The sequence below is a fragment of the Bdellovibrio sp. HCB2-146 genome (genome assembly GCF_047345725.1).
Classification (GTDB): domain Bacteria; phylum Bdellovibrionota; class Bdellovibrionia; order Bdellovibrionales; family Bdellovibrionaceae; genus Bdellovibrio.
Window position 1 is genome coordinate 99,703 of the sequence record NZ_JBLEQP010000001.1, and the last position, 18,209, is coordinate 117,911.

An 18,209-nucleotide genomic window follows, 5' to 3' on the forward strand; every position below is an offset into this window, starting at 1 on the left:
GCAACCACTCATTTTTATCGCAAAATATATGCTATAAAAATAACGATCGCATGGTACGATCGAGATGGTTCCGGAGGCTTTTTTTTGTCCACTTTCGTTGAGCTGGAAATTCAGAGTTTACTCAGTGCTCAAGAAGATCTTGAGCAAGCCGCCGACAAATTAATTTCATCGGTCGAATCTTCTCCAGACAATTTTTCTCCGGATAACATCACTGCACTTGCTCGCTTTTTAAATCGCACGGGTTTGTACCGCAAACTTGTCGACTTCGTTTTGCGCCATCTCGATAACGAATCCTTCCCGACTCCTTGGCCTTTTTTCTTAGACGCGGTTTCGCAAACAACTGAACCTCTGGATAATAAAATTATCAAATCTTTGATTGAAGGTATTCAAGAGCAGAACGCGGAAGAAGAAGCTTCTCGCACGACGGCTTTTGATACAAAAGAGCCTCTCCTTAAAGAATGGCGTCGGGATCGTAAATATAAAATCCAAAAAGGTTACAAAGAAAATCGCAAGCGCTTGTTTGAACAGCTTGTGACTCTGAGAACTCAGCAGCTGTATGAGCAAGAAAAATCTCTTTTGCAAAAGCTCATCCGACTTTATCCCGGTGATCACGAAATTCAACGCGAGCAACACGAGCATGAACAACGTTATGCCCTGGAAGTTTTGTCGCGACGTTCTCCAAAAGTAAAAGCACTTTCCGACGAAGATTTTACATCGACAGATCCCGAAATTGAACAAGCTGTTTTGGCATTGAATGAGAGTTTGCTTGAACATGCGGCGGCGGATCCAAGTATGGCTTTTGATTTTGCAATTGTGGCTTACATGCTGGATCAGTATGAAACTTGTTTGGAAATTTTAGGTCACTGCGAGGAATCGCCAGCGCTTCTTTGGTTGCGCCTTGAAGTTTTACTAAAAGCTCGCCACTTTGTTGCGGTTCTTCACGAGCTGACTCATGTAGAAATGGAATTTGCCCACGAACCAGAAACATTCTTTGCCACGGCTTATATTCGTGCGCAGGCCTATTGGGGCTTGGGACAAAAACATTCTGCTGTTGAAGTGATGGAAGGCCTTTTGCAATCGCGCCCTCACTATCGCGCTGCAAGTGCTCTTTTGAGCATGTGGAGTCAGCAGTGAAACGCGTCTTTTGGATTCTCTTCACTCCATTTGCTGTCGTCTTTTTGATTTATGCATTTTCATCGTTGTTTATTGCACCTCATTTCAAAAAATGGGCGTTAGCAAAAATCGAAAGCTACTCCAGTCAAAATTTGCCGGTGATGATTCATGCAGAGGGCATGAGTATTAAACTTTTGCGTCCGGCGGTTTCGCTTGAGAACATCACGATCACAGCCAAGGGTGATCTAGCAAAAGCTCTTCCTGAGATGCGCATTGCCAGCGCAACAGCATATTTAGATTTTATTAAAATTCTCGTTGGCCGTGCCCATCTGTCGGCAGTCGTTGTTGATACACCGGCCGTGCATTTAAATATCGATCCATTTCTTGAGGACGACACTCCTCCGAAAGAACTTCCAATTGATCAGCTCTTTTCTATCTTAGAAGAGCTGCCTTTGCAGCGAGTGCTTTTGCAAAACGTTCTTTTGCATGTTGAATCTAAAAAATACGGCCTCAACGTCACAACATCCGAAGCAGGTCTGCTACTGACGAACATGGGAAAGAACCTTACTGCAAAAGCAGCCATTCCCAAATTGCAAGCGCAGCTTAAAGACTGGCGTAACTTTGAGGGGTCCTTTGACACTCACCTATATCTGACTCGCCAATCTCTGCGCGTGATTCAGTTGGGTGTGCACTTAAACGAATCAGAACTCTTAGGCCGTGGGGAATTCACTCGCGTTGCTGAAATTTTCATGAAGCCATCAGGTGTTTTAAGTTTTTCAGCAAAAGCAAATCTGAGTGAGGTCTACGAAGAAATTAAAAAGAACAGACCCGACTGGAAAATTCCACCCATCTCTGGAAGTGTTGAAACAGAAACGGAAGTTCGCTTTAACGGCCTTAAAGATATTCGCGGCAAAGCGGATATCACAACAAAAGCTTTAATGCTTGAGAAAATCGAACTTGGCGATGCGCGCATTCAAGGTGAATTCCATAATCGCGTTGTTCGTCTGTCTGAAATTAAACTTCAGCATCCTGCCGGGGAAGCGCATCTCACGGGAGCTGAAATTGAACTCGGTCACGATTTCTCGTTCAAATCCAAAATCAAAGTGGAAGAACTTGATCTGCAAAAACTTTTTGTCTCGTTGGATCTGGGCTCAATTCCAGTAGGTGTTGGCTTAAAAGGTGAAATTCCTTGTTCGGGTCGTGTGCGCCCCGAATTCTCGGTTCAGTGTGATAATGTTACGTTAGAAGGAAAAGATCTGTGGGTGAAGTCCGGCAGCGAACCCCAAGATCTTGCTATCGTGAATGTTGATTCATTGAGCGCCTCAGGCAGCGTGAACATCAACATGCACAATGTTTCTTATAAAGCGCAGTTGAATGTGAAGGACAATGTCGGCACAACAGATGGCGTGATTGATTTTGCCAAAGGTTTTAATATTAATTTTAAGACCAAGCGTCTTGATTGGAAGAATGTTAAAAACTTAGCGAATCTCAAAATGGAAGGCTCCACAAGTATTGAGGGTTTTACCAAGGGCGATTCGAACGCTGCGACTTTTGATATGAACGTCAATGCGCGCGATTTTATCTTCGAAGATTTCAAACTGGGGAATCTGATTGCCGTTCTCAAATATCGCAGTGGACATTTGCTCTTTGAAGATATCGCAGGTTCCATTGGCAAAACTCAGTACCTTGGCGATCTTGATGTTGATTTGAATCACAATCAGCTCAAAGGCGACTTTAGCTCCCCTTCTACAGAGCTTCCTGATGTAGCAAATGTTTTAGATCGCCTTTATCACTTCCCGATGGCACTTCAAGGTAAAGGAGCGGCGCGCGCTCACGTTCAAGGACCTTTGAACTTCTGGAAAATGAATTACAATATCGAATCGGCTTTCAAAGGCGTTTCGATTGGACCTGAAAATTTTGAGACTTTGACGTTCAACGCAAGTGCCACAAATGGAAATATCAAAGCTGACAAAATTGTTCTGCAAAAAGGCCCTTCGACGGTTAAAGTCACAGGTGGCATCAGCTCATCTCAAGAATTTAATTTATTTGCTGACGGTCAAAAGTGGAAACTTGAAGAATCCGATGTTGTGAGTTCTTTCACTTCCAACATGTCTGGCAATGTGAACTTCTCGGCGGAACTTCGTGGGACGCCTAAAACTCCGCTTCTCACAATCAAGGGCTCTATTTCTGACACTTATCTTGAAGATCAAGATATTCCAAACTCTAACTTTGTGTTGAAAGTAAACGGACAAAGTTTTGGCGGCGATCTTCGTTTGTTTGGCGATAAAGTTCAGGGACAATTCCAGATTCCCTTTACGAACGGCACGGTTCCTCTTGTTATCAAGATCAATACCAATGCTTGGAACTACGCAGCTCTCCTGGCTTTGGTCGGCGGAACAAATCTGATCAGCGAGTACGAATCCCTTCTGACTTCACAAATGGATCTTCGCTCTGAATCAGGGCACTTCTCTAAAGTGTCTGGTAAAGTTCACATTGATACATTCTTCCTTAAACGTGGAAACCTAAGCTTCCGAAACTCTCAGGCCATGGATTTAGTCGCCAATGACGGTTTGATGACGATTAAGAACTTTAATCTGCAAGGACCTAACAGTTATTTGACTGTCACAGGTGAAAACTTCTCAGCAGAACGCTTGAACCTGACATGTAATTCGCAAGTGGACTTGCGTTTGCTCCAAGTGTTCTTCCCATTCCTTGAAGACTTAGGCGGACCTTTGCGTTTATCTGCCACCCTTTCAGGGTCGATCACAAAACCACAAATCTTAGGGTCCACATCGCTCAATAATGTATTCCTACGCATCAAAGGCTTCCCGCATCCAATTGAGAAAATCTCAAGTGAAGTGGTCTTTTCACAAAGTCGTATTTTAGTGAATTCTTTGCGCGGAAATTTAGCAGGTGGAACTCTTAACGGTGAAGGTGGAGTTTCTTTAAATGGCGTGCGTGATATTCCGACATCTATTCGTCTGCATTTGGATAACGTGACTCTGAATGTTCCAGATAAAATCCGTACCAGTGGCAGCGCCGAATTGTTGTTCTCTGGAAAATGGTTCCCATTCGTTTTATCTGGAACTTACCAAGTCAATGCTGCACAAGTTGAAAAAGAATTTACTGAAGATGGTGGCGGACTCGGAGCAAGCATTCGTCAAAGCCGTTACTTGCCTAAGGTCCTTCGCCAAAGTGCGTTTGTTCCGGTTGTTTTGGATCTGCAAATTATTTTAAATCGTGGCATTGTAGTCAAAAACTCAATGATCGACGGATCGGTAACTGGAAATCTGCAAGTAAAAGGCCCACCAGATAATCCCTTACTTTTTGGACGTATTACAACTGAGAAGAACTCGAAGCTGATCTTTAAGGATAAAATTTTTGATATCCAAAGTGGTGTGATTGATTTTAAAGATCCAAACGAAATCAATCCGGACCTTTATTTGAGCGCCACATCTCGCATCAACGAATATGACGTCATGATTTTGGCGCAAGGGGCTTCAAAAAATCCGACGATTCGTTTGACGAGCGTTCCGCCACTGAGCGAGCAGGATATTATTTCCCTTATTGCCCTTGGTATGACGGGAACGAATATGGATCAAAACGTTCAATCCCGCAATCAGGCTGAACAAACCGGTGCTGAAATTGGTGGGGCTGTTTTAGCAAAACCTTTGAATCGTGAGCTTGAAAAAACGTTGGGTCTTAATTTGCAAGTTTCATCACAGTACGACTCAACCCGCAATATCAGTGTGCCGAAAGTAACACTGAGCCGCCGCCTCACGGAAAAAATGAAAGTTTCCGGCAGCCGCCCGGTTGGTGACTCGAACTCTTACGACGTGAAGTTAGAATATCAATTGAACAACAATCTCAATGCGATTGGTTCTTACGAATCACGTGATACCGAATCGGAAAACAATCAAACAAATACTCAATCTGAGTACCAAAGCATTTTCGGTCTGGACCTAGAGTTCAAAAGAGAGTTTAAATGAGTGTGATGCGTTTCTTGCTCCCTTGTTTCATCTTTCTAGCTTTTATGTCTCCAAACATAGTTTGGGCGAAAAAGGCATTGGATCTTTCCAATCTTTCTCCAGAGGTGAAAAAAGAACTGATTCAACGTTTCCCGAATGTTGAAAAAGAAAAGCTATCTCTGGATCAAGTCGACAACGTGATCCGCTTTTTACAACAGCGCCCGCAGTACATGCGCGTATTTGTTTTAGAAGATAGCAGCCCTTACTACAAACTTGAATTCGATCTGACTCGCACGATTGGTGATATTAAAATTGAAGGCGCACGAAATATGTCGCGCTTTGAAATGGACTCTTTTTTTAGTGTTCGTTCGGGCGACTCTTTTGATCAGCAAGATTTAATCGAAAATGGCGAGCGCCTGCGCCAGGCCTATCGCGAAAAAGGTTATCTGAATGCTGTGATTGATATTGAAATGCCCCCAGGCCAGGAACCGGGATTTGTCGATATCGTTTTAAAAGTCACAGAAAATAAGCAGACGCTGATCCACGATATCGTGATTCAAAGCCCAAATGCGGAATTAAACAAAGCACTTCGTAAAGAAGTAAAAGGTTTTGTACGGGACCCTTATACAGATAAAGAAATGTCGGACCTATTGCAGCGCTTAAAGCAGTACCTCAATGAGAAACGCTATGTGCGCGCCGATGTTTTAGGTCCGACTCTTGAGTTCAACAACGACGAATCGGCAGTGCAACTCACCTATCGTATCGACAAAGTCGATCGCTATATCTTTAACTTTGAAGGCGCGACTCTGATGAAGCGCTCGAAGATTGAAGATGCGTTAGATCTGGATAACTACACCGCTGGCAGTCCGCAGGTGGGATCTGAGCTCGCGCAAAAAATCAAAGCTCTTTACTTGTCAGATGGTTATTCCCGAGCGGAGATCGAACACGAAGAGCTGACCACCGGAAAACAATTTGAACGAGAAATTCGTTTTAAAATTAACGAAGGCCCTCGGGTTAAAATCGACAAGATCAATATCTCCGGCCGCTTTAGTAAAAAAGAATCCTACTATATTGATTTTATCAAAGAGCATAGTTCGACAACTGTCTCAAAGGGTTTCTTTAACAAAGATGATCTGGAAACAGGCGTTCGCAATTTGACTTTGGAGCTGCAAAACAACGGTTATCTGCAAGCAAAAGTCTTATCGACGCGCACGCAGTTCAATAAAGCCAAAGACGCTGTCACCTTTTATTTAAATTTAGACGAAGGACCTCTTACTCAGATTGAGTCTATTACTTTTGAAGGCAATAACGCATTCCCAACTGAGGAACTCTTAAAAGTCACCCGCCTTTCCGTCGGGGCTTTGCGCTTGAATCAAATCGAAACTGCCGTATCGGCTCTTAAAGATTTCTATAAAGAGCGCGGATATATCGAGATGATGTTGCTGAATGAGCGTGAGGACCTTGTTCAATACGATGACAGCAATACCCAGGCGAAATTAGTCTTTAAAATTTTCGAAGGGCCCCAAGTTCGCGTGGCTTCAATTATTTTAGATGGCAATAGCTTCACTCGCGACCGAGTGATCCTAAAAGAGCTGGAGTTTTCTGAAGGGGATCTTGTCACTCCGGCAAAAATTGATGAATCCATCGCGCGCTTGCAACGCACAGGCTTTTTTAGTTCGGTTGAAGTAAAAACTTTGGAAGAAAAAACCAATGTTTCCAATCGTACGATTATTGTGAAAGTCAGCGAACGTGATCCAGGTCTTTTCACCTTGGGTGCCGGTGCGACGAATGAACGAACTTTGACATTGCGTGGTTATGCCGGTGTCGCTTATCGCAATCTTTGGGGCACAGGCCGTGGAGTTTCGTTACGCCTTGAAGGTAACTATAATATCGCGGATTTAAAATACCCGGAACATCGTATTGTCTTGGGATATCTTGAACCTTATATCTTTAATAGCCGCGTACGCGGTCGTATTAATATCACTCGTGCCCAAACCATCACTGACTATGACTTGGCTCAGGTGACGGAAGTGAATTCGACAACTTACTCTCTGGAGCAAGATTTTACGTCTCATATCCTGGGAGTTTGGGATGTTTGGTCGTTGGCGACGTATAAAGACTTTGGTGCCAACGATTCTTATCCGTATCCAACAACGGAACAGAATATCGCGACCACGGGTCCAACAGTGGATTTCGATTTCCGCGATAATCCATTTAACCCGACCGCCGGGAACTTCACGCGTTTGAATGCGGAATACTCAGCCCCCTTCCTCGGAAGTACGGAAACCATCGAATACTGGAGAGCGACAGCTAGCTTTACTCACTACCAACACGTGACCGATTGGTTGAAACAGCCGGTGGTTTGGGCGAACCAATTGCGTGGTGGTTATTTGCAAAATCTTAGCAAAGAGCCTAATGGCGGTGTCCCTTGGGATAAAAAAGGTTTCACTCTGGGTGGTCGCTCAACAGTTCGTGGTTACGAAGCTGGAACTCAGGAAGTTTTCCCGAATAGAGATGACCTTGGTACGGACAAGTATATCCTCACAACTGAATCGACAATGTTCTTAATTAAATCAGAAGTTCGCTTCCCTGTTTACGGAAGTTTGGGTGGAGCTCTGTTCTATGATGGCGGTTCGGTTTTGATTCAAGGTTTGGATTTAACGGACCCCTATCGTGACTCAACAGGATTTGCGGTTCGCTATAACACTCCTGTGGGCCCGCTCAGTCTGGAGTTTGCGTGGAAGTTAGATCGTAAAGAAGGCGAAGAGCCTTGGCGCTTCCATTTAGCTATCGGAACTTTCTAGTTCTTCTTGTCTTTCAATATCCAGTCCCCCGCTGCGCACGACACATAAAATACCGACAGTCTTTCCATCGCGCTTCAGGGGCGCTAGGCAAATAATTTGAACCGGCACTTTAAGTTTTTCCAATGACGCTCTTTCTGTCAGCATGTGCTCGGGAATCTCTGGCACCAAGAAGCTTGAAGTTTTCCCTTCTAAAACCTGAAGGGCTAATTCCAGAATTCGAGACGTGATCTTTTCATCGCGTTCGTAAAGATGAAACCAACTGCGCGAATAAATATCCTCGATGGTGTAGCTGGTGTATTTGAAAAAATTAATGGTTCGGAAGTACTGAGTTTGATTCGGCGAGTAAAATTCAAAGACGTTGCGCGGCCCGATCAAATCAAAAACCGCGGGATCAACTTCCAGTTTAAAGTAATCAAGTGCCTCTTCAATAAGCACTCGGCCCTCACGCAAATCCCCTCTTTGCTTTTTCGTGTGCAGGCAAAGATTGTAATAGCGTTCGAGGTATTCAATAGCTGGAAGTTGTTCTTCTGGAGTGAGAGCTTGGAAAAACGGAAGACTGGCGAGGTGATAGGGGCGCACCACCAACCCCTCTTGCTCGAGAAGTTGACAGAGATTTTCGCTTAAGGCCCGAAATCGGTTCGTCAGTTGAGACACGTCCAAACCCCTCTAAAAAATCCGAAATTAAATCGTGTTTTGTTTACAAAGATTGCAAAGAAAAGTGCTTCCGAACCTGGAAGCACTTCAATGTACCCAGAAACTATCTAGCTTTGCTGCTCGCAAATTTACGGCGCAAGTCTTGAGTAACTTCTTGAATAGTTGCATTCAAAGTCACTTCAAACAAATCTTCAGCCGAAACTTTATAAAGCTCGCCCAATTTTTTAAGAGCATTAATTGGAGGATGAGACACTCCACGTTCCCAGTTCGAGATGAACTGAGGAGTTGAGTAACCCAATTTATCAGCCACGTCTCTCTGAGAAAGACCAGCTGCTACACGTTTTGCCTTCAAAAAATCAGCTAACATATTTTTTTGCTTCATACGCATTCCACCTAATGAATATTTAGCATAACCACAACATAATACAAACGACAAGTATTTGCTTTTTAGTTCACCGTGCTTTTTTCTGAGTTCCCTTTTGACAGGTCTCTACGACGTGCTCGATAAACAAAGACAGTATACAGGAGAATCCGTAAATTACTTCCTGTTTTTTTGCATTTTCTTGCAATGAGACCCGGTGGTAGTTCCCGGGTTTATTACAAAATAAGAGGAGCCATCACAATGTGGACTCAAGAATTCCAAATCACGAGCTTACTCGTAAATTCTCAAGGGAAATTGGGACTCTTCGGCACTCTCAACCTCATTCAGGAAACAGCCTGGGGTCACGCCGAAGCCATGGGTTTCGGGATGGCGGCCATGGAAAAAGAAAATTATTATTGGGTCGTAACTCGGCAAGTTTTAAACATGCAACAATGGCCGAAACATGGTGAAAAAATAAGCATTACTACCTGGCTTCGCCCTCCTGAAGGGGCTTTCATGACGCGTGAGTTTTTACTCCGCGATAAAGACGGTCAAATGCTTGGCGGCTGCTCCACTTCATGGATTGCTTTAGATCGCACCAGTAAAAAAATAATTCCCATTTTAAAACTGCGTCCCTGGGAGGATATCACCTCCCCTGAAACAACCGGGCTGGTAAATGAAAAAGTTCCCGCTGAAGGTGTTTTCGAGAAGCTCGCAAAATACCGCGTGCGCAATTCTGACTTGGATATCAATCAACACGTGAACAACACCAAATATGCGCAATGGATTTTGGACGCCATACCTATTGATTTGCATAGAAATTTGATTTTGAAAACCTACTCCGTCAATTTCTTGGCAGAGACTCATTTAGGAGATGAGGTCCGAGTTGAACGTAACACGGCGAGTGCTACGATTGACTCCGAAAAAGGCCAAACGATTTATCGCGGCATGAGGGTTTCTGACGACAGAGTCCTTTTCACCGCAGCTCTTTCATGGGAAAAGAAAGTATGAAGACTTTGATTCCATTTGCCAACACACCTTTGTCCGACCTCTTTAAAGTGGAAGCAGAAGTTTATACGGAAACACTGGAATCCTTGTTGATAGAATATAAAGTCAGCGGGCCTCTTCATCAGCTGATATTCCCAGTTCAATCTTTTGTGGAAAGCCGCCGCGATGAACTTTGGAAAGCCACGTGCCTCGAGGCCTTTTTCTCAACCGATTCAGCAGCCTCTACTCCATATATAGAAATGAACTGCGCTCCCAACGGTGACTGGAATGCTTATGAATTTAGCAGCTATCGTCAAGGAATGAAGGCTTCGGAGGACTTGAAAGTTCGTCTGATTCACCGCGAAGGAAGCGAAGAAGAAGTTCTTTTCCGCGTTCGCATTGAAGGTGCTTCTTTGCGTGGCAAAAAATGGGCTTCGTTAACGACAATTTTGCAGTTTCAAGATGGGACTCACAGCTATTGGGCTTTGAAGCATCCCCGCCCCCAGCCTGACTTCCATGACAAAGGCGCCTTTATCGCTCCTCTCTGAGACGCGCACAGCAACACGCTTGACCCTTTTTAGGGGGCACGTTAGCTTGGGATGTTTTAAAAACATCAAGCAACGCGCTGTTCTAAGCGCATGCTGTTTTTCGCTCTTAAGGAGAGTTCATGAAAAAGCACACGGTACGTGTTTATCCATCAAAAGAAAAATTAGATCGTAAAGATCAATTGGCTTGGAAGATCGCAGAAATCGCATCTGACAATGCTCCAATCAAAGCTGACGTTGTTGACATGGTTATCAACCGTATCATCGACAATGCCTCTGTTGCGATTGCAGCAGCAAATCGTCGTCCCGTAGCTTCTGCTCGTGCGATGGCCATTGCACATCCTCGTAACGGTGGTGCGACTGTTTTCGGTATGCCGAACGATCAAAAATTTGACTGTGAGTGGGCGGCATGGGCGAACGGCACTGCAGTTCGTGAATTGGATTTCCATGACACTTACTTGGCTGCTGACTACTCTCACCCTGGTGACAACATTCCTGCGATCTTGGCCGTTGCTCAACAAATGGGTAAAAACGGTAAAGAACTTTTGAAAGGTATCGTGACTGGTTATGAAGTTCACGTCGACCTTGTGAAAGCTATCTGCCTTCACAAACACAAAAAAGACCATATTGCTCACTTGTGCCCGGCTCAAGCCGCTGGTATCGGAACTTTGTTGGCTCTTCCGACTGAAACTATTTTCCAAGCGGTTCAACAAGCGGTTCACGTGTCATTCACGACTCGTCAATCTCGTAAAGGTGAAATCTCTTCTTGGAAAGCTTACGCTCCTGCACACGCTGGTAAATTGGCTGTAGAAGCTGTTGACCGTGTTATGCGTGGCGAAGGCGCTCCATCTCCGATCTACGAAGGTGAAGACTCTGTTATCGCTTACATGCTTGATGGTAAAGACGGTAAATACGAAGTTCCACTTCCAGAAGTTGGCGAAGAAAAACGCGCGATCCTTGAGACGTACACGAAAGAACACTCTGCTGAGTACCAATCTCAAGCTTTGATCGACTTGGCTCGCAAAATGAAGCCAATGATCAAAAACTTCGACGATATCAAAGATATCGTGATCCACACGTCTCACCACACTCACTACGTGATCGGTACGGGCGCGAACGATCCACAAAAAATGGATCCAAATGCATCACGCGAAACTCTTGATCACTCGATCATGTACATTTTCGCTGTGGCTCTTCAAGACGGCACTTGGCACCACGTTAATTCCTACGCTCCAGAGCGTGCGAAACGTGCTGACACTGTGGCTTTGTGGCACAAAATTTCGACTGTTGAAGACAAACAATGGACGGCTTGGTACCACGAGACAGATCCAGATAAAAAACGTTTCGGTGGCCGCGTAGAAATCACGATGAAAGATGGTTCTAAAATCGTTGATGAGTTGGGCGTAGCTGATGCGCATCCAGCGGGTGCTCGTCCGTTCAAACGTGCTGATTACGTTCGTAAGTTTGATACATTGACTGAAGGGATTATCACGAAAGCAGAACGTGATCGTTTCATCGGTCTTTGTGAGCGTCTTGAAACTTTGACTGCTGAAGAAGTTCAACAGTTGAACGTTCAGATTCCTATCGACAAACTTGTTAACAATAAACGTGATAACAAGGGGATCTTCTAGTACGAAGGTCCGCCAGCGGAGAGGTATGGGTGAAGTCTTTACGAGACACGGCATCCTGCCTCACCGCTTCGCCTGCGGCGAGGGGCATCCAGCCCCCGCGGAGGTCTCTCCAAGACTTCACCCATACCTCTCCGCCGGCTCATCGGTTCTATAAGAGGCCTTTTTCTGTATTATTTGTTCTCGCCTCGCTATTGGTTTTGACGTCACCGCTTTCATCTGCATGAAAATAGCGCGCCCTCAAAAACCTCGAATAGTGTGTTTGATTGATTTCAATTTAGGAGCATTTTTTATGATCAAAGGTATTCAAGATTTCTACTACAACGTTGAAAATATGGACCGAGCTGTTGGTTTTTATACTAAGGCGTTTGGGATGAAGGTTGAGCATGAGGCTGGTGGGTTTTGGACTTCGTTATCGTTAAATGGTGTTTCTCTTTTAGGGTTGCATTGGACTGAAGGAGAGAAAGTTCCCTCTACTCCTCGGGATTCTCATGGTCAGGCTTGTGGGGGGACTCTCACTTTTGCTTCTGATAATATTGCTGAGGATCGCAAGCATTTGGAGTCACTTGGTGCTAAGATCTTGGGTGAGACCAATCAGCATTGGGGTCACATGCTTGTGTTTGAAGATCTTGATGGAAATGTTTTGAAATTGATGAAGCCTGCGCACGGTTAGGCTTAGAAAGAAGTTCTTATGTTGTTTCCTGAAATTACGCCTGCTCAAAAACGTAAAAATTTTCGTGATGCTTTAAAAACTGGAAAGCTTTTGCAGTTTCCGGGTTCTTGGTCGCCGCTTGTTTCAATGGCGATTGAAAAGCAAGGTTTTGATGGGGTTTATATTTCTGGGTCAGTTCTTTCGAATGACCTTGGATATCCTGATATTGGTTTAACGTCTTTGACTGAAGTTGGAATGCGTGGTCGTCAAATCGCTCGCACCACTTCTCTTCCTACTATTATTGATATTGATACAGGTTTTGGTGAGCCGATGAGTGCGACTCGTACGGTTCAAGAGATGATCGAGATGGGACTTGCGGGTTGCCATATTGAAGATCAAATCAATCCGAAACGTTGTGGTCACTTGGATGGCAAAGGCCTTGTGGGCCGCGATGAAGCGACTCGCAAAGTGGCTGCTGCGGCTCGTGGCAAAAAATTGGATGAAAATTTTCTTTTGATCGCGCGTACAGATGCTCGTGCTGTTGAAGGCTTGGATAAAGCGATTGATCGCGCCAAAGCTTACATCGATGCGGGTGCAGATTGTATCTTTACTGAAGCTCTTGAGAATGAAAAAGAATTCGAAACCTTCCGTAAAGCTGTCAGCGTTCCGTTGCTTGCGAACATGACAGAGTTCGGTAAAGGTCGCCTTTACACTTACGAAGAGCTTTCAAATTTGGGATATAATATTGTGATCTATCCAGTGACAACATTCCGTCTTGCGATGGGTGCGACTGTCAACGGCTTGGCAGAGATCAAAGCCAAAGGAACTCAAGAAGGTTTGCTTGAAAAAATGCAAACTCGTAAAGACCTTTACGCATTGACTCGTTACGATGAGTACAACTCATTCGACACAAGCATTTTCAACTTCACATTGAAATAGGTACCTGCTTCCTTTCGTGTCGAAAAGGTACCAGGTTCTTTTCGTTTTGATTTTTGAATTTTAAAACGCCAGCCATAAAGCTGGCGTGATTTTCGGGGACGCTTTAATTCCTATGCAAAAGTTAAAGGTTTTTCTTTCTGACAGCTTTAATCCCCACTTGAACTTGGCCACTGAGGAATGGATTTTTCATAATCTGGATCCTTCTCAACAGGTTTTGTTTTTGTGGCGAAATGAAGAGACTGTCGTGATTGGACGAAACCAAAATCCTTGGTCAGAGTGCAATCTTGCGCAAATGAAGGCCGATAATGTTCATCTTGCTCGCCGCACGACTGGTGGCGGAGCTGTATTTCATGATCTTGGAAATACTAATTTTACGTTCTTGTCTCCGAAAGAATCTTATAAGCGCGATAACAATGTTCAGGTGATTTTTAACGCTCTAGAAAAGTTCGGGATCAAAGGCGAAGCTTCAGGGCGCAATGACTTGTTGATTCCCTATCACGATGGGCCTCGCAAATTTAGCGGCAGTGCCTATCGCGAGAAAAAAGATCGCGCTTTTCATCATGGCACTTTGTTATTGCATACGGATTTAACTCGTCTTGGAAATTACCTCACTCCCAACCCTAAAAAGCTTCAGGCAAAAGGCAAAGAGTCTGTTCGTGCGCGTGTTGCGAATTTGACGGAAGTCGCGCCAACTCTTCGTCACGATCAAATCGTCGAAACAATGGTAGATGCATTTGAAAAGTTCTATCATGGCAGTGCTGATGTGGAGTCTTTGACGATGGCCAGCCTTCAACAGATTCCGGAATTGAAAGCGCAATACGATCAGTTGAGTTCTTGGGAGTGGTTGTACGGTAGTACTTTGGAATTCAATCACAAGATGGACGATTATTTGTCGCTGGGCTTTTTTGATTTCCAATTCCAAGTCGAAGATGGCTTGATCAAAGACCTTAAAATCTTTACCGACTGCTTGTATCCGCAACTGATTGATGAACTTACCGAGGGTTTACGTTTAAAGCCTTACCGCAGTTCTTCAGTGGCGCCCTTAATGACGGAACTTCAGTCCCGCCATCCATCGATCCACGATGGACTGAGTGAGCTGGGTCACTGGCTTATCAAAAATATCGAAATATAATAAAACATCCGAGCGGTTCGAAAACCGCGTGTGGATTCGAAAATAAAGGGGTCTTAGGCTCCTTCACCGGACCATCCACATTCCAAAATCCAATACTCGATCCTGAGATTCAGAAAATGTCCGCCTGAAATCGAATACAACGGCATTTCAAGATTCAATCCGTCGGCCTTGCCCATGCAATGACCTCCCAACATAGGAGGCCGCGTGGCTCTATATCGACACTTCATCAAAATCTTTCTATTAGCCATATTGGCCGTGCATGTAGGGATTCATGCCCTTTATCTAGCGCCAATAAATCCCGCGACAAATATTTACGCGCAATCAGTGAATGTCTATATGACATCGTTCTTCTCTCAGAACTGGCATCTCTTCGCTCCAGAGCCGGCAGTTGCAGCGTTGAGTCTGGAATATAGATGTTCTCCCGAAGAACCTTGGAATGATTCTTTGGCAAATCTTTACAAGGAACACAAAGCTTTCCCTTTCACATCCAAAGGTAAGCAAACCTATGTCTACGGAAACATCGCCAGAGAACTTTTCAATGCCAAAGTAAAAAACGCAGCCGAGATGGATGTTCCAGAATTGAACTCAGCAAAAGAGCTTCTGCAACGGCGCTGTTCACAAGGTCATCAAGCTGAGCTGCGCGTCCGTCGTCTTTACACACAAGACTACTCTCGCCGCTTTCAACGAAAATATGAAACCAATCCGGAACAATACGTATTTCACTTTCAAACAGGAGATGTCGCATGGAAATAGTAAACCGCTTTCTTAATTTCTATCGCAACCTTGATAAAACGGTGACGTCCCTTGAGGCTCTTCGTCTGGCACGTCGCCTCACTTATCTTTGGGTTTTCGTAAATTATCTGATCCTTGGGACCAATGCCGCTTTCTTTTTCTCAGAATCTTCGTTGATTCCCAAAAAAGATTTTTTCAACCTCAGCACTCTGGAGCAATCTCTGAACCTTCTTCACAATGGCAGTATCACGGCTTTCTACCCGCTGTTTTTGATCGGCGTGATCGCAAGTTCTGCCCTGGCATTTTTTGAAATCGCACCCCGCACGATGGCTCTGGTGACTTATTTCTTGGCAATGAATTTGGACAACAAAGCTTACGTCATTCTCGACGGAGGAAACAATCTGATGCACTTGCTGTTGTTCTATTTGATTTTGGTCAATCCAAAAGCCAGCACCTCCGCATTCTCAAATACGATCACGAACCTGGCTCGATTGATGATTCAATTTCAGGTGGTCTTTGTCTATGCGACGGCAGGATTGCTGAAGGTCATGGGACCACTTTGGAATAAAGGTGTGGCCCTTTATTACACGATGGGTGTTCCTGAGTACGGAAACGAACAGCTTTTTCAATTTCTCGCTCATTTCCCGCTTGTTCTTGCAGCTCTGACATTGGGAACTGTGCTTTTCCAGATTTCGCTTCCTTACCTTATCTGGACGAAAACTTGGAGACCTTTAGTGGTCCTTGCGGGGACTGGACTCCATCTTTCCATTTCATTTGTGATGGGTCTTTTCACCTTCGGTTTGGCGATGTGTGTTTCTTATTACTTCTTTTTTGAAGACGACGAAAACAGCATGGCTTCCATCACTGTGAAACTTTTTAAAAGGTTGCGCGTATGAAACTAAAAAAAGCTTACGAATTAGGTATTTCGCTTCTTGCGCTGCTTTGGATTGCATCCGTCTTTTGGCCTCACAAAGATGAAGCTATTCAGACGACACCCGAACAACTGGTTCTGAGAATTCAAGCGGATTGGAAAAACCTACGCTCGAAAAACTTGGTTCACGGTGTGATTGCGATTTCTCAGAAAGGAAAAATTATCTTTTCTGATGGTGAACTCGATAAGGCATATCCCATCGGCAGCATGTCCAAATCTTTTACCGGCAAACTTTTTGAACAGAAGTTTCAGCAAGGTCAACTCAAGCCAAGCGACAGAGTTTGCCAATGGATTCCGTCATTCTGTCACGGCATGCTGGCGCAGATTACGCTCGAACAAATGCTCACTCATCGCTCGGGATTGCCACGAGATCTGCACATTTGGTCTGGCGTAAGTCGGTCTTGGAATCAAAGCACCTTGTCTGACATCGCTTCTGAACCTGTTGATGAGTCGGTCCTTAGATCAGCGCCTGGAACAAAGTTTTTGTACTCGAACTACGGGTTTATTTTATTGAGTCGCATCTTGGAGATCGTCGATAGCCGCTCATATGCGAATCAAATTGCGGGGATTGCGCAAATTGCAGGGCTTCAAGACGCGTCTGTGATAAATGCAAGCTCTTTGATTTCTCGTCAGCTTCTCGTTCCTTTTATCGGTGATGGAATGTCGTTGAAAATGGTTTCCGGAGTTGCCTATTCATATGGTGCCGGTGCTGTGCAAACATCAGCTCGCGATTTGATTCAATGGCTAAAAATCTACCAAACATCTGATCGCAAGGACTATGGCTGGATTCAATCCAAAGAGCAAAGCTACCGAGCGTATTGGCACAATGGAGCGTACGTCGGGCTTTACTCGTTGATGGCGGTTCTGCCCGAGCACGATCTTCAGATCGTGATTTTAACAGATAATTTTAAATTCGAAGAATTTTGGAACAAACAAGTAACTCAATTTCAAAACTATTTTTATTAGGAGAAAAATATGAAAAATACAGTTGCAATCACAGTCGCCGTTTTATTAACAACTTCATCTGCATTTGCAGGTTTCGCCACCGAGGGATCGAAATTTCAGATTCCGATTTGTCAGCCGGCGACGGCCCGACCAGAAGTGGTCCGTTTACTAAAACCTGAAGCCGTCAGAAAAATTCTGGAGGATGCAGAAGCCAGCTTAGGGAGACAGCGTCTCTCTGAAACGTTGGGCAAACCAACGCTTGAAATTTTGCAGAATTATTCTGAACGTGTTGTTCCGGGGTCGCAAAATAACATCGCCGCCGCTGTCGCTTCTGCCGCGGTTGGTGGAGCTGTTGCTAAAGTCGTCGAATACACTTGGAATAAATATGTCGGTAACGGAGGAAAAGACTCCGTTATTCTCACGAAAGATGATTATTTCGATCTTGAGGTCAGCAAGCTTCAAACTCTCGTGAAAAAGCGCGATGATTTCGGCGGTAACCCGCAAGCATTAACACCTGCTGCACTTGTTGTGGCCGAAGCGGCCGCTGCTGCTGCCGGATACAAAGCCGCCGAATACGCGCTGAATCGCTGGACTCGTGGCGATGCAAAAGGTTTCGATGTTCGTGAAATCAATCCAACCGAGTTCGATATTCGTGCCACTGACTATCGCTATTACGATAGAAACTAATCCCGATCATCGCATTTCTCGACCTAAAACGAGGAGCTGCCAAGTCCCTCGTTTTCGTTTCATGCAAAGAACGCCTAACGCAAAGCTTCGCCGATAAGAACTCAGTGACGGAATCTTGACCGCTTCACTGG

16 protein-coding genes are annotated in these 18,209 nt (G+C 44.7%); 13 read left to right on the forward strand and 3 right to left on the reverse strand.

Features of this window, described 5'->3' with window-relative positions; all coding sequences use genetic code 11:
* Positions 1-84 precede the first annotated feature (84 nt).
* The 3 genes from ACLWOR_RS00465 to bamA are packed head-to-tail and all read left to right on the forward strand — an operon-like array spanning position 85 to position 7,885.
* Positions 85-1,134 (forward strand): hypothetical protein, encoded by a 1,050-nt coding sequence (locus ACLWOR_RS00465; protein WP_413938689.1) that lies wholly within the window; start codon positions 85-87, stop codon positions 1,132-1,134.
* A complete protein-coding gene (locus tag ACLWOR_RS00470) occupies positions 1,131-5,102 on the forward strand; it encodes a translocation/assembly module TamB domain-containing protein (RefSeq protein WP_413938690.1) in 3,972 nt (1,323 codons plus the stop codon). Before ACLWOR_RS00465 ends, ACLWOR_RS00470 begins: the two co-directional genes overlap by 4 nt.
* A gap of 44 nt (positions 5,103-5,146) precedes the next feature.
* Positions 5,147-7,885: an outer membrane protein assembly factor BamA gene (gene bamA / locus ACLWOR_RS00475; RefSeq protein WP_413938691.1), complete on the forward strand. Its 2,739-nt coding sequence runs from the start codon at positions 5,147-5,149 to the stop codon at positions 7,883-7,885.
* On the opposite strand, the gene ACLWOR_RS00480 is transcribed toward bamA, so the two are convergent.
* Together ACLWOR_RS00480 and ACLWOR_RS00485 are read right to left on the reverse strand one after the other, a co-directional pair.
* On the reverse strand, positions 7,865-8,539 hold the full coding sequence (locus ACLWOR_RS00480; protein WP_413938692.1) for a hypothetical protein: 675 nt from the start codon (positions 8,537-8,539) through the stop codon (positions 7,865-7,867). The two genes, bamA and ACLWOR_RS00480, sit on opposite strands and share 21 nt — an antisense overlap.
* Positions 8,540-8,642: 103 nt before the next feature.
* Complete coding sequence (locus ACLWOR_RS00485) at positions 8,643-8,921, reverse strand: helix-turn-helix domain-containing protein (protein ID WP_413938693.1); 279 nt, start codon at positions 8,919-8,921, stop codon at positions 8,643-8,645.
* A gap of 240 nt (positions 8,922-9,161) precedes the next feature.
* Between ACLWOR_RS00485 and ACLWOR_RS00490 the strand changes: the two genes are divergently transcribed.
* The 6 genes from ACLWOR_RS00490 to ACLWOR_RS00515 all read left to right on the forward strand — a co-directional run bounded on the left by ACLWOR_RS00490 (position 9,162) and on the right by ACLWOR_RS00515 (position 14,783).
* Positions 9,162-9,911: an acyl-[acyl-carrier-protein] thioesterase gene (locus tag ACLWOR_RS00490; protein WP_413938694.1), complete on the forward strand. Its 750-nt coding sequence runs from the start codon at positions 9,162-9,164 to the stop codon at positions 9,909-9,911.
* On the forward strand, positions 9,908-10,435 hold the full coding sequence (locus ACLWOR_RS00495; RefSeq protein ID WP_413938695.1) for a DOMON-like domain-containing protein: 528 nt from the start codon (positions 9,908-9,910) through the stop codon (positions 10,433-10,435). Before ACLWOR_RS00490 ends, ACLWOR_RS00495 begins: the two co-directional genes overlap by 4 nt.
* A gap of 119 nt (positions 10,436-10,554) precedes the next feature.
* Positions 10,555-12,063, forward strand: coding sequence for an MmgE/PrpD family protein (locus tag ACLWOR_RS00500; protein WP_413938696.1), 1,509 nt, complete (start codon positions 10,555-10,557; stop codon positions 12,061-12,063).
* 289 nt (positions 12,064-12,352) lie between these two features.
* Positions 12,353-12,733, forward strand: a complete 381-nt coding sequence (locus ACLWOR_RS00505; RefSeq protein WP_413938697.1) for a VOC family protein — start codon at positions 12,353-12,355, stop codon at positions 12,731-12,733.
* A gap of 18 nt (positions 12,734-12,751) precedes the next feature.
* Complete coding sequence (gene prpB, locus ACLWOR_RS00510) at positions 12,752-13,651, forward strand: methylisocitrate lyase (protein ID WP_413938698.1); 900 nt, start codon at positions 12,752-12,754, stop codon at positions 13,649-13,651.
* 112 nt (positions 13,652-13,763) lie between these two features.
* On the forward strand, positions 13,764-14,783 hold the full coding sequence (locus ACLWOR_RS00515; RefSeq protein WP_413938699.1) for a lipoate--protein ligase: 1,020 nt from the start codon (positions 13,764-13,766) through the stop codon (positions 14,781-14,783).
* A 53-nt stretch (positions 14,784-14,836) separates the two neighbouring features.
* Here the strand turns inward: ACLWOR_RS00515 and ACLWOR_RS00520 are convergent, their stop codons facing one another.
* A complete protein-coding gene (locus ACLWOR_RS00520) occupies positions 14,837-14,959 on the reverse strand; it encodes a hypothetical protein (RefSeq protein ID WP_413938700.1) in 123 nt (40 codons plus the stop codon).
* A 28-nt stretch (positions 14,960-14,987) separates the two neighbouring features.
* On the opposite strand from ACLWOR_RS00520, the gene ACLWOR_RS00525 reads away from it, so the two are divergent.
* From ACLWOR_RS00525 to ACLWOR_RS00540, 4 genes are read left to right on the forward strand one after another with little or no spacing between them, the layout of a single operon-like run.
* Positions 14,988-15,536 (forward strand): DUF5819 family protein, encoded by a 549-nt coding sequence (locus tag ACLWOR_RS00525; RefSeq protein ID WP_413938701.1) that lies wholly within the window; start codon positions 14,988-14,990, stop codon positions 15,534-15,536.
* Positions 15,527-16,411: a hypothetical protein gene (locus ACLWOR_RS00530; RefSeq protein WP_413938702.1), complete on the forward strand. Its 885-nt coding sequence runs from the start codon at positions 15,527-15,529 to the stop codon at positions 16,409-16,411. Before ACLWOR_RS00525 ends, ACLWOR_RS00530 begins: the two co-directional genes overlap by 10 nt.
* Positions 16,408-17,412: a serine hydrolase domain-containing protein gene (locus ACLWOR_RS00535; RefSeq protein ID WP_413938703.1), complete on the forward strand. Its 1,005-nt coding sequence runs from the start codon at positions 16,408-16,410 to the stop codon at positions 17,410-17,412. Before ACLWOR_RS00530 ends, ACLWOR_RS00535 begins: the two co-directional genes overlap by 4 nt.
* Before the next feature lie 9 nt (positions 17,413-17,421).
* Positions 17,422-18,078 (forward strand): hypothetical protein, encoded by a 657-nt coding sequence (locus tag ACLWOR_RS00540; RefSeq protein WP_413938704.1) that lies wholly within the window; start codon positions 17,422-17,424, stop codon positions 18,076-18,078.
* Positions 18,079-18,209: the final 131 nt, after the last annotated feature.